Raw genomic sequence first — 14,324 nt, 5'->3', positions numbered from 1 at the left:
TTGGAATGAGAAGCGGGTGGCCGCAATCTCAGCGCGGCGCCATGCGCAGCGCACCGTCGAGGCGAATCACTTCGCCGTTCAGGTGGCCGTTGGTGACGATGTGACAGGCGAGCTCGGCGAACTCCGAAGGCTTGCCCAGCCGCGGCGGAAACGGGATCGATGCAGCCAGCGATTTTTGCACTGCTTCGGGCAGTTCCATCAGCAACGGCGTGGCGAACAAGCCCGGCGCGATGGTGCACACGCGGATGGCGTGCTGCGCCAGGTCGCGCGCCATCGGCAAGGTCATGCCGACCAGCCCACCTTTCGATGCGCTGTAAGCCTGCTGCCCGACCTGGCCATCGAAGGCGGCGACGGAAGCGGTGAAGAGCATCACCCCGCGCTCGCCGTTGTCGAGTGGATCGAGCTTGGCGCAGGCCGCGGCGAAGAGCCGCGCCATGTTGTAGCCGCCGATCAGGTTGATATTGACCACGCGCACGAAGTCTTCGAGTGGCGCCGGATTGCCGTCCTTGCCGACGATGCGTTTCGCACTGCCGATGCCCGCGACGTTCATCAGAATGCGCGCCGGGCCGTGCGCCGCGGCGGCTTTGTCCAGCGCGGCGATGACGCTCGCGGTGTCGGTGATGTCGCACGCGCACGCCACGGCGCAGCCGTCTCCAAACTCTTTGTCGATGTCGGCTGCGACCTTCGCTGCGAGCTCGGCATTGCGGTCGAGCACGGCGACCTTGGCGCCCAGGCGCGCGAGCTCGCGTGCGGTCGCTTCGCCCAGGCCCGATGCGCCGCCCGTGACCAGTGCGGCTTGTCCTTCGATCTTCATTGCTTGTCTCCTCGGGGTGTCGGTTGCAATTTCGGTTGCAAGGTGTACAGCAGCGCGCCGGTGTGCAGCGCCTCGACCTCCACAGCGCGATGCTTCAGCACCGAGCGCTGGTTGATGGAGCCCTTGTCGGTCACTTCGCCCTTGTCGATCGAGGGTGGCACGGACACGAGGTGCGCCCGCGCGATGCGATTGGCACTGCCGGTCGCGTGCTGCGCCAGCGTGTCGACCACGCCTTGAAAGTAGGTCTGCACCGGCGTGCTCTGCAGCACGTCTTGCATCGGCGTATCGGCGGGCAAGCCGGCGAGTTTGCGCACGGCTTGCGTCGGGAAGATCAGCGCGCCTACTTCCTTCAGGTTGATGCCGGTCAGCACCACATCCTGGATGTACGGCGCGCCGGCCGCGATGATCTTCGCGCGCAGCGGGCCGACGCTCACGAAGGTACCCGTCGCCAGCTTGAAGTCTTCGGCGATGCGGCCGTCGAAGCGCAGGCCCTTGTGGATGTCGTCAGGGTCGATCCAGGTCACCGCGTCGCCGGTGCAGAAGAAGCCTTCTTCATCGAAGGCTTCGGCGGTGGCTTCGGGCGCGCGCCAGTAGCCAGGCGTGATGTTCGGCCCGCGGTAGCGCACCTCGGTCTTGCCGTCGACCTCGACGAGCTTCAAGTCGATGCCGGGTGCCGGCAGACCCAGATCGCCTGACGACACCTGCGGGCTCGTGATGTACAGCGCGAAGGGCGACGACTCGGTCATGCCGAGCCCCGTGCCCATCACGATGCGCTCGCCGACTTCGGCTTCCTGCGTGCGATGCAGGCTGTCCCAGACCGGCTGCGACAGCGCGGCACCGGCATAGAAAAACATCTTCACGCGCGAGAGCAGGTTCTTGCGCAGGACGGTGTCGGTTTCCATCGCGTTGGCGATGGCTTCGAAACCGGTCGGCACGTTGAAGTACATGGTCGGCGCGATCTCGCGCAGGTTGCGCAGCGTCTCGGCCATGCCCGACGGCGTCGGCTTGCCGTCGTCGATGTAGAGCGTGCCGCCGTTGGCCAGCACGATGCCGACGTTGTGGTTGCCGCCGAAGGTATGGTTCCACGGCAGCCAGTCGATCAGCACCGGCGGCTCGTCTTCCAGCGCCGGAATCGACTGGCGCAACTGCTGCTGGTTGGCGCACCACATGCGGTGCGTGTTGATGACCGCTTTCGGCAGCTTGGTCGAGCCCGAGGTGAAGAGGAACTTGACGATCGTGTCGGGCCCGGTGGCGCGCATCGCGGCATCGACCGCCGGCGTCGCGACGGTGGCGTCGAGCTCGGCGAAAGACAGCGCAGCGCGCCCTTCGATCGAGCCTTCGCCCAGCACGACTTCGGTGTCGGCCGGTACCGCTGCGGTGATGGCGCGGCCGAAGCGTGCCGCATCGCTCGCGAACACCAGGCCGGGCGTCAGCGTGTCGAGCACGTGGCGCAGTTTTTCAAAGTCCTGACTGACGACGGAGTAGGGCGGCGACACCGAGCAGTGCGGCACGCCGACGTAGAGCGCACCCAGCGCGAGGAGTGCGTGTTCGATGCCGTTCTCGCTCAGGATGGCGAGCGGCCGATCGGCGTGCAACCCACGGTCGAGCAGCGCCTGCCCGATGCGCCGCGCATGCTGCAGCGCCTCCGCAAAGGTCACATGACGCCATGCGCCGGTGCTGCCATCGGCCTTGCGCTCGCGGCGCGCGACAAAGGTGCGATCGGGCGCGACTTCGGCCCAATGGACGAGTCGGTCGGTCATGCGTTCTGCGCTTGCCACCAACGGTGCTTCGGCGCTCAGGTAACGCGTACCCGATGCGCCTTCGCGCAGCACCCCGCGCGTGACGCCGAAGGCGAGCGAACGATATCTGGGGGCTGCGCCCGTGCTCATGACTTGGCGACCTTGGCAGCGCGGCCTTCGAGGAAGTCGCGCACGCGTTCCTTGGCTTCGGGTGCGCTCTGTGCAATGCCGGCGATCAGCGCTTCGGTGAAGAAGCCCTGGTCGGCCGGTTGTTCGGCGATACGCGGCAGCGCGTGCATCAGCGCGTAGTTGGTGAGCGGCGCGTTCTTGGCCACGCGCCTGGCGAGTTCGAGCGCCTTGTCGAATGCGGTGCCTTCGGGCACCAGGTACTGCGCGAAGCCGACGCGCTCGCCGTCTTCGGCGTTGTAGACGCGGCCCGTGAGCATCATGTCGGTCATGCGGGCCACGCCGATGAGCTTGGGGATGCGCACCGAGCCGCCGCCGCCGACAAAAATGCCGCGCGAGCCTTCGGGCAGCGCATAGAAGGTCGAGGTGTCGGCCACGCGGATGTGGCAGGCGCTGGCCAGCTCGAGCCCACCGCCGACCACCGCGCCGTGCAGTGCCGCGATGACGGGAACCGGCCCGTATTGCACGCGCTCGAGAGCGGCGTGCCACATGCGCGAATGCTTCATACCCTGGCCGGCATCGCGCTCTTTCAGCTCGCTCAAATCGAGGCCGGCGCAGAAGTGCGGACCTTCGCCGTCGACGACTGCGGCGCGTACCGTGTCGGGCAGGCTCTCGAAGGCGTCGCGCAAGGCCAGGATGAGGCCGTCGGACAGCGCGTTGCGCTTGGCGATGCGTGTGAGGCGAACCACGGCGACGTCGTCGAGGATTTCTAGCTGGAGATCGGGGTGAGTCATGATTGCAATCCGTGTTGGCTTCGATTATGGTTATGCAAGATAACCAATTCAAGGCGCAAAGTCGACCTCGACATTGGGACTTACCCTCAGCCCGACCACAAATAGGAGACAGCGCCATGGACCACGCCAACCTCGTTGCCATCGACACCCATACGCACGCCGAAATCAGCTGCTGGAACCCGTTCGACAACTACGGCGAGGAGTACGACCGCGCCGCAGACAAGTACTTCAAGGCGGGCAAGCGGCCGACCATCCAGGAGAGCATCGACCACTACCGCGAACGCAAGATCGGGCTGGTGATGTTCATGGTCGACGCCGAGTCCAACACCGGTCGCCGGCGCATCCCGAATGAAGAGATCGCCGAGGCTGCGCAGAAGAACAGCGACATCATGATTGCCTTCGCCAGCATCGATCCGCACAAGGGAAAAATGGGCGCGCGCGAGGCACGCCGACTGATCGAAGACTATGGTGTGAAGGGCTTCAAGTTTCACCCGACGATGCAAGCGTTTCACCCGTACGACAAGATGGCGTGGCCGCTGTACGAAATCATTGCTGAGTACGGCTTGCCCGCCGTTTTTCACACCGGTCACAGCGGCATCGGCTCGGGCATGCGTTGCGGTGGCGGACTGCGCCTGGAGTACAGCAACCCGATGCATCTGGACGATGTGGCCATCGACTTTCCGGACATGCAGATCGTCATGGCGCACCCAAGTTTTCCGTGGCAAGACGAAGCATTGAGCGTGGCGACGCACAAGCCCAACGTGTGGATCGACCTGTCTGGCTGGAGCCCGAAGTATTTTCCCAAGCAGTTGGTGCAATACGCCAACACGCTGCTCAAAGACCGGATTCTTTTTGCCAGCGACTACCCGCTCATCACCCCCGACAAGTGGCTGAAAGACTTTGAAGGGGCGGGGTTCAAGCCGGAAGTGGTGCCCGGGATCTTGAAGGGGAATGCGGTGCGGTTGTTGAGGCTGGATCAGGCGGTTGCCAGCTGAGGGCCCCTGTGCGCTGATCGGTCCGCGCAGTCCCGGATCCCTCAGGGCAAGCTCTGCTCTTCCTCCGATTCCAGCTTGCCCCAGTCGACTCCCGACCGCTTCTGCCGCTCCTCGCGTTCCTTCGTCATCTGTTCTTCGAACTGCTGACGGCCTTCCTTGGCCACGGCGATCACCTTGGCCCGGTCCTTGTAGTGCGGATAGGTCGCGTCCATCAGTTTGATGTTCCGGGCGCGAAACCGCATTGCCGTTTCGCGTGCTTCGTACGCCGGCCAGCCGAGCCCTTCAAGAGTGGCGCGCGCGCTGCGCAGGGATGACTCGAACACTTCGCGCTCGATGTGTTCCACGCCGCGATCGCGCAATTGGTACAAGTGCCTGAGGTTGCGTGCGCGGGCCACCACACGGGCTTGGGGAAAGTGCTCGCGCAACAAGTCGACGATGGTGAGCGACTGTTCGATGTCGTCGACCGCCACGACCACCACCCGCGCCGTGGCGGCGCCAGCTGTGCGCAACAGGTCGAGCCGCGTGGCGTCGCCGTAGAACACCCTGAAACCGAACTCACGAAGGCCTTCGACCGTGTCCGAATCGTGATCGAGCACGGTGAGCGGCAGGCCTTGCGACCACAGCATGCGGCCAATGATCTGGCCGTAGCGGCCGAACCCGAGGATCAGCACTTTGGGCTCCTGCTGCTCGGAAATTTCGTCGATCTTCGGCCCTGCGTTCTTCGCGTATTCGTTGTAACGGGGTAGCACCCACTTGTCGATTGCGACCAGCAGCAATGGAGACAACAACATCGACAACGCGACCGCGCCGATGAGGAGCGACGTCACTTCCGGTGGCAACACGTTGGGCCCGGCCGCCTGGAACACCACGAAGGCGAACTCGCCGCCCTGCGCCAGCAGCAACGTGAACACGGGTCGCTGCTGGTACGGGATACCCATCGCCTTGGCGAGCGCGTAGATCACCACCAGCTTGACGACCATGAAGCCGACGACCAGCAAAGCCATCATCAGCGGCTGCGCGATCAACACGCCGAAGTTGATCGACATACCCACTGCGATGAAGAAGAGTCCGAGCAGCAAGCCTTTGAAGGGCTCGATGTCGGTCTCGAGCTCGCGTCGGTATTCGCTTTCTGCCAGCAGCACGCCGGCCAAGAAGGCGCCGAGGGCCATCGACAGGTGGACGAACTGCATCAGCGCCGCGATGGCGACGACCAACAGCAGCGCGGTGGCAGTAAAGATTTCGGGCGTTTTGCTGCGGGCGATCCAGCGCAGCAAGGGGCGCAACGCGAGCCGGCCGCCCAACACGATGCCGGCGATCACGCCGACGATCTTCAGGCCTTCGAAGAGCCGGTCGAGGCCTGTCACTTGCTGTGCACCAGCGGCAGCGCCGGCCAGCAACGGCAGCAGCGCGAGGATCGGAATGGCGGCCACGTCCTGGAACAGCAGGATCGAAAAGCCGGCCTGGCCGCTGCTGGTCTTCAGCAGGTTGCGCTCGCCGAAAACCTGCAAGGCGATGGCGGTGGACGACAACGCGAGCCCCAGCGCGGCGACCAGCGCGACACGCCATTCGGCGCCGGCCAACCAGCCGATACCGAAGAGCACGACGGCGCAGCTCGCGACCTGCGCCAGGCCCCAGCCGAAGATCGGTCGTCGCAAGTTCCAGAGCCGCTTGGGCTCCAGTTCGAGCCCAACCAGAAAGAGCATCAACACGACGCCGAATTCGGCAAAGTGCAGCACGTCCTCGACGCTCGACACCAGTCCGAGTCCCCAGGGGCCGATGGCAATGCCCGCCACCAGGTAGCCGATGATCGAACCGAGGCCCAGCGCTTTGGAAAGCGGCACCACCAATACGGCGGCGCCCAGATAGATGAGGCTGCTCGTCAGCCAGACCGGTGCGTGTTCCATGCTCAGGCGCTTTCTGCCGTGCCGGACATGGCAGCGGGAACATTGCTCAGCGCCTTGCCGAATTCGCGCGACATCGCCGCTGCATCCTCATCCTCTTGCGGCCGGTCGGTCGGCGGTACCACGCAGGTTGGGCAATCGCCGAGCGCGTCGATCTCGGGCCAGTTCGGAAAGCTGCCCAGTCGCTCGGAGAAAGTCTGGACATGCGACTGGACCTCGTCGTCGCTTGCGCTGCGGGCGCCGTGCAATATGAGCGGCGGCAAAAAGCGCATGCCGCAGAGGACGCCGGTCTGCTCATAGGGCGGCAAAAACGCGTCGAAGAAATAGCGGTTGTAGCTCTGCGGGTGGTAGCTCTCTTCAGGGCCGCCGGTGGTGGCGACCAGCCACAAGTCCTTGCCAACCAGCGCGGTGCCTCCGGTGCCATAAGCCCAGCCGTAGCTCAAGACCTCGTCGAGCCAGAGCTTCTGAAGCGGCGGCATCGAATACCAGTGGATTGGATGCATGAGCACGACCAGATCGGCGCGAGCGAGCTTGGCTTGCTCGGCTTCGACGTCGATCGCATAGTCGGGATAGCTGTCGTAGAGGTCGTTGACTTCGACTCCTTCGACGCCGCGGGCGGCTCGCACCAGCTGCCGATTGACGCGCGAGTCGCGCCAGTGCGGATGCGCCGCCAGCAAATAAATGGTGGGCGACTTCGAAGCCGTTGCGGTGGTTGAGCTCATCTCGCGAACATAGCGCAATCGGGGCAAGCCCTGTCACGCTTCAGACAGCCGCGCCGACCGACGCGGCGCTAGAGTGCCGCCATGAAAACATTCCAGACCCTTCAGGATCTTGCCGACTGCGTTGGCCAGGAGGTCGCGGTGAGCGACTGGATCACCGTGACGCAGGAGCAGGTGAATCGGTTCGCTGACGCGACGGGCGACCATCAGTGGATTCACGTCGATGTTGAGCGCGCCAAGGCTGGACCTTTCGGCGGGCCGATCGCGCACGGCTTTCTCACGCTGTCGATGTTGCCGAAGTTCTACGAAGCGGCTTTCGAAGTGACCGAGTCGCGCATGGGCGTGAACTACGGTTTGAATCGCGTCCGCTTCATGGCGCCTGTGCCTGTCGGCGGTCGGCTGCGCGGGCGCATGAAGCTTCTGACATCGGAGCCGATTGCCAACGACGGTCTGCAGATGACCTGGGAAACGACGATCGAGCTGGAAGGCTCGCCCAAGCCGGCGTGCGTGGCCGAGTCGGTGGTGCGTCGCTACAAGTAATGCAGCGCAGATCGGGTTATCTGAACCCGATCTGTCGCCAGGCTTCGAACACGGTCACTGCCACCGCGTTCGATAAGTTCAGGCTGCGCTGGCCTTCTCGCATCGGCAGCCGCAGTCGCTGCGCTTGGGGGAATGACTCGCGCAATCCGGGGTCGAGTCCCTTGGTTTCCGAACCGAACACCAGCCAGTCGCCGTCTGCAAATGCCACCTCATGGACCGGACGGCTGCCGCGCGTCGTGAGCGCGAACATGCGATCGGGCGGTGGTGATTCGCTGTCGAGCAATTGCTGCCAGCCGGCGTAGCGGCGCACTTCGGCGTACTCGTGATAGTCCAGTCCGGCACGGCGCAGCAGCCGGTCATCCATGGAAAACCCCAGCGGCTCGACCAGATGCAGCATGCAGCCGGTGTTGGCGGCAAGGCGAATCACATTGCCGGTGTTGGGTGGAATCTCGGGCTCGACCAGGACGATATGAAACATCCACGCATTGTCGCAACGGGCGCGACACCCGAAGGTCTGCCGATCAGCTAGGCGGATCGGTGCGCGCCAGCACGACGGCCGTGATGTGCGCCGCGCCGGCCGTTCGCAGAACCTGCGCCGCCGAGAACATCGATGCGCCACTGGTCATCACATCGTCGACGAGCACGATGCGCTTGCCTTGCACCGCCGTCGCGCGCAGGGGCTCCAACGCGAAAGCGCCTTGAAGGTTGCGCAGCCGCTCGGCGCGCGTCAGTCCGCTCTGCGCCGTCGTTTCACGCGTGCGTAGCAGCAAGGTCGCGTCGCATTTCCTTTTGGGCGCCAGGCGACAGGCCAGTTCGTACGCCTGATTGAAACCGCGCTCGCGCAGCCGTTCGCGCGACAGCGGCATCGGCAGCACCAGGTCGCACGCATCGAGCGCCGGCTCGACCCAAGGTGTGCTGCGCATCAAGGTCGCGAGCGGAGCAGCCCAGCCGGCGTCTCCTCTGAACTTGAACTGCGCGATGCATTCCGGCCAGGGCCAGACGTAGGCGCACGCAGCCATGCAAGCATCGAGCGGCGGGGCCTGCTTTACGCAGTCGCCGCACTGCGAAAGGCCATCGGGCAGCGGCGACGCACAGGTCCGGCAACGCAGCGTCGGCGGCGCGAAGCGCATCACGCAGTCATCGCACATGCGACGCGACGGCCACGCGCGGCACACCGCGCACTGGCTCGGCAGATGCTCGAGCCAGGCAGGACGCAATGAAGAGATCGGCCGCAAAAGGCCTGCGAGCCAAGGGCCGGACATCGCTCAATATACTGGCCGACCCATGTCCACTGCTCCCGAACGACGCCCGCCGACCATCGACCCCGCGGCGGCAGCACGCTGGTTGCGCTGGGTTCCCGCAGAAGGATCGCCCTGGCTGCATGAAGAAATCGGTCGACGCATGGAGGACCGATTGCAGTGGATCAAGGCGCAGCCCGCGACGTGGGCCGACTGGTCGCCGCTGCACGGTGGGCTCGAGGCGCACGCACTGGTGTCGAAGCGCTATCCCAAGGCGGCTTCCTATGTCGTGGAGCAGGAGCGCGGGCTGGTCGAGCGAACCGCCGCGGCCGTGTCGGTCCCCTGGTGGAACGCGCGCCGCTGGCAGGGCGGCGCCGCGCGATTCGATAGCTTGCCTGAGACTGGCGTCGATTTGCTATGGGCCAACATGGCGCTGCATATGGCGGCCGATCCGCAAGCGCTCATCGGCGAATGGCATCGTTCGGTCGCCACCAACGGCTTCCTCATGTTTTCGTGTTTCGGCCCCGACACGGTGCATGAGCTTCGTGCCCTCTATGCACGCCATGGCTGGCCGCCAGCCGGCCATGAGTTCACCGACATGCACGACTGGGGTGACATGCTGGTCGGCGCTGGATTTGCCGAGCCTGTCATGGACATGGAGCGCATCGTGCTGACCTGGGCCACACCGGAGGCGGCGCTGGCCGAACTTCGCACGCTCGGGCGCAACCTGCATCCTGCGCGGTTTGCACAATTGCGCGGCAAAGGCTGGCGCAGGCGGCTGGGCGATGCTTTAAGCGAATTGCATGGCATCGCCGAAAACGAAGGGCGCATCACGCTGACCTTCGAGATCATCTACGGCCATGCCTTCAAGCCGACTCCACGCGTTTCGCTTTCGTCCGAAAGCGCGGTTTCGTTGCGCGAGATGCGCACCATGCTGCAGCGCGGACGGCCGGGCTGATGGGATTAGCGCACAAACCACCCGCTACAATCCGCCGATGCGTGAACTCGCGGGAATTGGCCCGTGATCGAGGCTAATCGGACATCGGTCTGACAGTCGCGGCGCACCGATTTGCCGAACTCGCCCCTTGACGAATTCCGTGTTTCGATTTGCCACTGTTTCAGGCCAGAGCATCCACTGGTTTTTGAAGCGCAATTGCTCGGTCACGCCGAGCCAGCTCGGCTGGCTCTATGCGTCGCTGTGCGTAATTTCGCTCGGCATCGGCACGGTGTTTTGGGTCAACGGGGCGCCTCTGGTGTTGCCGTTCGCGTGGCTCGAACTGACAGCGGTCGGCGTTGCTTTCATGCTGTATGCGCGGCATGCGACCGACGGAGAAAAGATTGCCTTGCAGGGTGGCCGGCTGGTGGTCGAACTGGAGAACGGCGGCCACTATGAGCGGGCAGAATTTTTGCCGCATCAAGTACGGATCGAGCCGCAGGCGGGCGACCGCTCGCTGATCGAAGTTTCAGGACAAGGTCGTTCGGTCAGGGTGGGGCGCTATGTGCGCCCCGAGCTGCGCGCGGCGCTGGCGCGCGAGATTCGCATGGCATTGCGCAGCGCCTGAATAGGCAGGCGTGCGCAAGCGGGCATCGACATGCGGTCACAGGGTTAACTGGTTTTCAAGAAGTGAACACGATGAAGAGCAATTGGCGCAAAAAGTACAAGCCGGCGAATCTGCTGCTGGCGGCCGGCGCGGCGTTCAGCGGCGCGGCACATGCAGTCAGCGATCTGGCTGGCGGCCCTTCCGTTCGCCAGCTCAATTTGCCGGTCGGCGTGACCAAGATCGCCCAGGAACAGTACTTTCTGCACAACGCAATGATGGTGCTGTGCACCGTCATCTTCGTGGCCGTTTTCGCGATCATGTTCTATTCGATCTGGAAGCACCGGAAAGCGGCAGGACACAAGGCGGCCAACTTTCATGAGTCGGTGGTGGTCGAAGTCATCTGGACTATCGTTCCTTTCCTCATCGTGATCGTAATGGCACTGCCCGCCACCAAAGTGCTTGTCGCCCAGAAAGACACGACCAACGCCGATCTCACGATCAAGACGACCGGCTACCAGTGGAAGTGGGGCTACGACTACATCAAGGGGGAGGGCGAAGGCCTCGCCTTCATCTCGACGCTAGACAGTTCGCACCGTGCCATGTCCAACAACGGCGCCAAGGGCCCGAACGGGGAAGCGCCGCCGGCCGACTATCTGCTGAAAGTCGACAACCCGCTGGTCGTTCCGGTCGACAAGAAGGTCCGGATCATCACGACGGCGGAGGACGTGATCCACGCGTTCGCAGTGCAGTCGCTCGGAATCCAGCAGGACGCAATTCCGGGCTTCGTGCGGGATACGTGGTTTCGTGCGCAAGAGGTGGGCGACTACTACGGGCAGTGTGCCAAGCTCTGTGGCAAAGAGCACTCGTACATGCCCATTCATGTGAAAGTGGTCTCGGCAGCGGACTACTCCACCTGGGTTGCCGGCAAGAAGAAAGAAGCGGCGGCCAAGCTCGACGATCCGACCAAGGTCTGGACCTTGCCCGACATGCTGGCGCGCGGCGAAAAGGTCTACGCGGGCAACTGTGCTGCTTGCCATCAGGCCAATGGCAAAGGCGCCGGCCCGATCAAGGCGCTCGACGGCGACGAAAAGGTGCTGAATCCTGATCACGCGATTCAGATTCAAGTATTGTTGAAGGGTCAGAACAACGGCGCGATGCCGTCATGGGCCAAGTTGAGCGACACCGACATCGCCTCCGTCATCACATACACCAAGAACACCTGGTCGAACAAGACAGGGCAGTTGGTCCAGCCGGCCGAAGTGCTGGCGCAGCGCGGCAAGTAAGCCGGCCGATCCCCGAATTGCCAAGGAAGATTTCATGAGCGCAGTCCTCGATCCCCACGGCCACGCGGCCGGCCACGACGACCATGGGCACGACGAACATCACGGAGCGCCAGTCGGCTGGCGCCGCTGGGTGTTTGCCACCAACCACAAGGACATCGGGACGCTGTACCTGTTGTTCAGCCTGACGATGTTCATGATCGGCGGCGTGCTCGCGCTGCTGATCCGCGCTGAGCTGTTTCAGCCTGGACTGCAGTTCCTTAATCCGGAATTGTTCAATCAGTTCACGACCATGCACGGTCTGATCATGGTTTTCGGCGCGATTATGCCGGCGTTCGTGGGGTTCGCCAACTGGATGGTGCCACTGCAGATCGGCGCTTCGGACATGGCCTTCGCGCGCATGAACAATTTCAGCTTCTGGCTGCTGATCCCTGCCTCGCTCATGCTGGTCAGTTCCTTTTTCATGCCGGGTGGAGCGCCGTCGACCGGTTGGACTCTGTACGCGCCACTGACGTTGCAGATGGGCCCATCGATGGACGCCGGCATCTTCGCGATGCACATCATGGGTGCCTCTTCGATCATGGGATCGATCAACATCATCGTGACGATTCTCAACATGCGCGCCCCCGGCATGACGCTGATGAAGATGCCGATGTTCTGCTGGACGTGGCTCATCACGGCCTACCTGCTGATCGCCGTAATGCCTGTGCTGGCCGGCGCGATCACCATGACGTTGACCGATCGGCACTTCGGGACAAGCTTCTTCAACCCCGCTGGCGGCGGTGATCCGGTGATGTACCAGCACATCTTCTGGTTCTTCGGTCACCCCGAGGTCTACATCATGATCTTGCCGGCCTTCGGCATCGTCAGCCAGATAGTGCCGGCTTTTGCCCGCAAGCGGCTCTTCGGTTACGCCTCGATGGTGTACGCGACCTCGTCGATCGCCATCCTGTCGTTTATCGTGTGGGCGCACCACATGTTCACTTCGGGCATGCCGTTGACAGGGCAGTTGTTCTTCATGTACGCGACGATGTTGATCGCGGTGCCGACAGCGGTCAAGGTGTTCAACTGGATCGCGACCATGTGGCAGGGCTCGATGAGCTTCGAGACACCGATGTTGTTCGCGGTCGGCTTCATCTTCGTCTTCACGATGGGCGGTTTCAGTGGGCTGATCCTCGCGGTCGCCCCCATCGACATCCAGCTTCACGATACGTACTACGTCGTTGCGCATTTCCACTACGTTCTCGTGGCCGGCTCCTTGTACGCCATGTTCGCCGGCTTCTATTACTGGAGCCCGAAATGGACAGGCGTGATGTACAGCGAGACGCGCGGCAAGATCCACTTCTGGTGGTCGCTGATCTCGTTCAACGTTACCTTCTTCCCGATGCATTTTCTCGGTCTCGCGGGCATGCCTCGACGCTATGCTGACTACCCGATGCAATTCGCTGATTTCAATGCTGTGGCGTCGGTCGGTGCATTCTTCTTCGGTTTTGCGCAGGTCTACTTCTTCTTCTTCGTCGTGCTGCCTGTCATGCGCGGCAAAGGCGAGAAGGCCACGCAAAAACCGTGGGAAGGCGCTGAAGGACTCGAGTGGGAAGTGCCTTCTCCTGCGCCATTCCATACCTTCGAAACGCCTCCGCGGCTTGATCCGACCGCCACCCGCATCTTGGCCTGATCTGTCCGCACCATGACGCCTGAACAAAAGAAGAACAACCGCAGGATGGGCCTGACCCTGGCCTCCATCGCGGTGCTTTTCTTCGTGGGTTTCATCGTTCGCATGGTGTGGTTCAGCCGCTGAAGGACGTATGGGCTTGCCGCTACGCACCCGCCGCGAAAATGCACGTATGGTCGGCAAGCTGGCCGTGATCGCAGTTGGCATGTTCGCGTTCGGCTATGCACTGGTGCCTTTGTACCGAACGATCTGTGAGGTCACGGGAATCAACGTGCTGGCAGTCGCCGAACTCAGGGTTCCCGGTGGCGCCACTGGAGGCGCCGACGTACGCTTGCCCGACAATACGCAGGTCGACAAAAGCCGCACCATCACGGTCGAGTTCGACGCCAACGCGCGAGGACTGTGGGAATTCAAGCCCGCACTCAATTCACTGGTGGTCCATCCGGGTGAATTGAACACTGTGATGTACGAGTTCCAGAATTCGCAAAACCGGCGTATGGCTGCGCAGGCTATTCCAAGCTATGCGCCACAGCAAGCGGCCCAGTATTTCAACAAGCTCGAATGCTTTTGCTTCAATCAGTACACGTTGGAGCCGGGCGAAAAAAAGCAATGGCCAGTCGCTTTCGTTATCGATCCGAAGATCTCGAAGGACGTGAAGACGATCACGTTGTCCTATACCTTCTTCGAAGTGGGTGGCAAGACGCCACCTGCACCGGTGGCTACGGCCCCCATTTCGCTGGGGCCCAATTCGTGAAAGCACCGCCGCAGCCGCGTAAAGGTTCACTCCTGGGCACCATCAAGGCGGTGGGTTGGTCATTCTTCGGCGTTCGGAAGAACAGTGCCTACCAGGAAGATTTGGCCAAGCTGAACCCCTTGCACATCATCGTCGTGGCCTTTGCGGGCGTGATCGTCTTTGTCGGCGGCCTGATCTTGGTGGTGCGCTTCGTGGTCGCGCCCTGAGGCGC

The 14,324-nt window shown here is 63.1% G+C and carries 16 protein-coding genes; 9 read left to right on the top strand and 7 right to left on the bottom strand.

Annotated elements, in window-relative coordinates; all coding sequences use genetic code 11:
- Positions 1-28 precede the first annotated feature (28 nt).
- From QN413_RS05640 to QN413_RS05630, 3 genes are read right to left on the bottom strand one after another with little or no spacing between them, the layout of a single operon-like run.
- The gene (locus QN413_RS05640) at positions 29-814 is read right to left on the bottom strand and encodes an SDR family NAD(P)-dependent oxidoreductase (protein ID WP_323495650.1); all 786 of its coding nucleotides are present in this window, start codon (positions 812-814) and stop codon (positions 29-31) included.
- Positions 811-2,703, bottom strand: a complete 1,893-nt coding sequence (locus QN413_RS05635) for a feruloyl-CoA synthase (protein ID WP_323495649.1) — start codon at positions 2,701-2,703, stop codon at positions 811-813. The genes QN413_RS05640 and QN413_RS05635 overlap by 4 nt, the downstream gene beginning before the upstream one ends.
- Positions 2,700-3,473 carry a crotonase/enoyl-CoA hydratase family protein gene (locus tag QN413_RS05630; protein WP_323495648.1) on the bottom strand — a complete coding sequence of 258 codons (774 nt, stop codon included), beginning with the start codon at positions 3,471-3,473 and terminating at the stop codon, positions 2,700-2,702. The genes QN413_RS05635 and QN413_RS05630 overlap by 4 nt, the downstream gene beginning before the upstream one ends.
- A 116-nt stretch (positions 3,474-3,589) precedes the next feature.
- On the opposite strand from QN413_RS05630, the gene QN413_RS05625 reads away from it, so the two are divergent.
- Positions 3,590-4,468 carry an amidohydrolase family protein gene (locus QN413_RS05625; protein ID WP_323495647.1) on the top strand — a complete coding sequence of 293 codons (879 nt, stop codon included), beginning with the start codon at positions 3,590-3,592 and terminating at the stop codon, positions 4,466-4,468.
- A gap of 41 nt (positions 4,469-4,509) precedes the next feature.
- Here QN413_RS05625 and kefC read toward each other — a convergent pair whose 3' ends face one another.
- Positions 4,510-6,372, bottom strand: coding sequence for a glutathione-regulated potassium-efflux system protein KefC (gene kefC / locus QN413_RS05620; RefSeq protein ID WP_323495646.1), 1,863 nt, complete (start codon positions 6,370-6,372; stop codon positions 4,510-4,512).
- A gap of 2 nt (positions 6,373-6,374) precedes the next feature.
- The gene (locus tag QN413_RS05615; protein WP_187053014.1) at positions 6,375-7,091 is read right to left on the bottom strand and encodes an NAD(P)H-dependent oxidoreductase; all 717 of its coding nucleotides are present in this window, start codon (positions 7,089-7,091) and stop codon (positions 6,375-6,377) included.
- Positions 7,092-7,172: 81 nt separating this feature from the next.
- On the opposite strand from QN413_RS05615, the gene QN413_RS05610 reads away from it, so the two are divergent.
- The gene (locus tag QN413_RS05610) at positions 7,173-7,628 is read left to right on the top strand and encodes a MaoC family dehydratase (protein ID WP_323495645.1); all 456 of its coding nucleotides are present in this window, start codon (positions 7,173-7,175) and stop codon (positions 7,626-7,628) included.
- Positions 7,629-7,644: 16 nt separating this feature from the next.
- Here the strand turns inward: QN413_RS05610 and QN413_RS05605 are convergent, their stop codons facing one another.
- On the bottom strand, positions 7,645-8,106 hold the full coding sequence (locus QN413_RS05605) for a tRNA (cytidine(34)-2'-O)-methyltransferase (protein WP_323495644.1): 462 nt from the start codon (positions 8,104-8,106) through the stop codon (positions 7,645-7,647).
- Between the two features lie 43 nt (positions 8,107-8,149).
- Positions 8,150-8,890 carry a ComF family protein gene (locus tag QN413_RS05600; RefSeq protein ID WP_323495643.1) on the bottom strand — a complete coding sequence of 247 codons (741 nt, stop codon included), beginning with the start codon at positions 8,888-8,890 and terminating at the stop codon, positions 8,150-8,152.
- Positions 8,891-8,912: 22 nt separating this feature from the next.
- Here QN413_RS05600 and QN413_RS05595 point away from each other — a divergent pair, with 22 nt between their 5' ends.
- The 7 genes from QN413_RS05595 to QN413_RS05565 all read left to right on the top strand — a co-directional run bounded on the left by QN413_RS05595 (position 8,913) and on the right by QN413_RS05565 (position 14,319).
- Positions 8,913-9,824, top strand: a complete 912-nt coding sequence (locus QN413_RS05595; RefSeq protein ID WP_323495642.1) for a biotin synthase — start codon at positions 8,913-8,915, stop codon at positions 9,822-9,824.
- 127 nt (positions 9,825-9,951) lie between these two features.
- On the top strand, positions 9,952-10,428 hold the full coding sequence (locus QN413_RS05590) for a DUF2244 domain-containing protein (RefSeq protein WP_187053009.1): 477 nt from the start codon (positions 9,952-9,954) through the stop codon (positions 10,426-10,428).
- 71 nt (positions 10,429-10,499) lie between these two features.
- The gene (coxB, locus tag QN413_RS05585; RefSeq protein WP_323495641.1) at positions 10,500-11,690 is read left to right on the top strand and encodes a cytochrome c oxidase subunit II; all 1,191 of its coding nucleotides are present in this window, start codon (positions 10,500-10,502) and stop codon (positions 11,688-11,690) included.
- A 34-nt stretch (positions 11,691-11,724) separates the two neighbouring features.
- Complete coding sequence (ctaD, locus tag QN413_RS05580; protein WP_187053007.1) at positions 11,725-13,362, top strand: cytochrome c oxidase subunit I; 1,638 nt, start codon at positions 11,725-11,727, stop codon at positions 13,360-13,362.
- A 12-nt stretch (positions 13,363-13,374) separates the two neighbouring features.
- Entirely contained in the window at positions 13,375-13,485 is a 111-nt protein-coding gene (locus tag QN413_RS05575) for a cytochrome oxidase small assembly protein (protein WP_222620422.1), read from the top strand.
- 7 nt (positions 13,486-13,492) lie between these two features.
- Positions 13,493-14,113, top strand: coding sequence for a cytochrome c oxidase assembly protein (locus QN413_RS05570; RefSeq protein WP_416352143.1), 621 nt, complete (start codon positions 13,493-13,495; stop codon positions 14,111-14,113).
- Positions 14,110-14,319, top strand: coding sequence for a DUF2970 domain-containing protein (locus QN413_RS05565; RefSeq protein WP_323495639.1), 210 nt, complete (start codon positions 14,110-14,112; stop codon positions 14,317-14,319). Before QN413_RS05570 ends, QN413_RS05565 begins: the two co-directional genes overlap by 4 nt.
- The last annotated feature ends 5 nt before the right edge of the window (positions 14,320-14,324 follow it).

Source organism: Variovorax sp. LG9.2 (genome assembly GCF_035018885.1).
GTDB lineage: Bacteria > Pseudomonadota > Gammaproteobacteria > Burkholderiales > Burkholderiaceae_C > Variovorax.
This window is presented reverse-complemented; position numbering and strand designations above follow the sequence as displayed.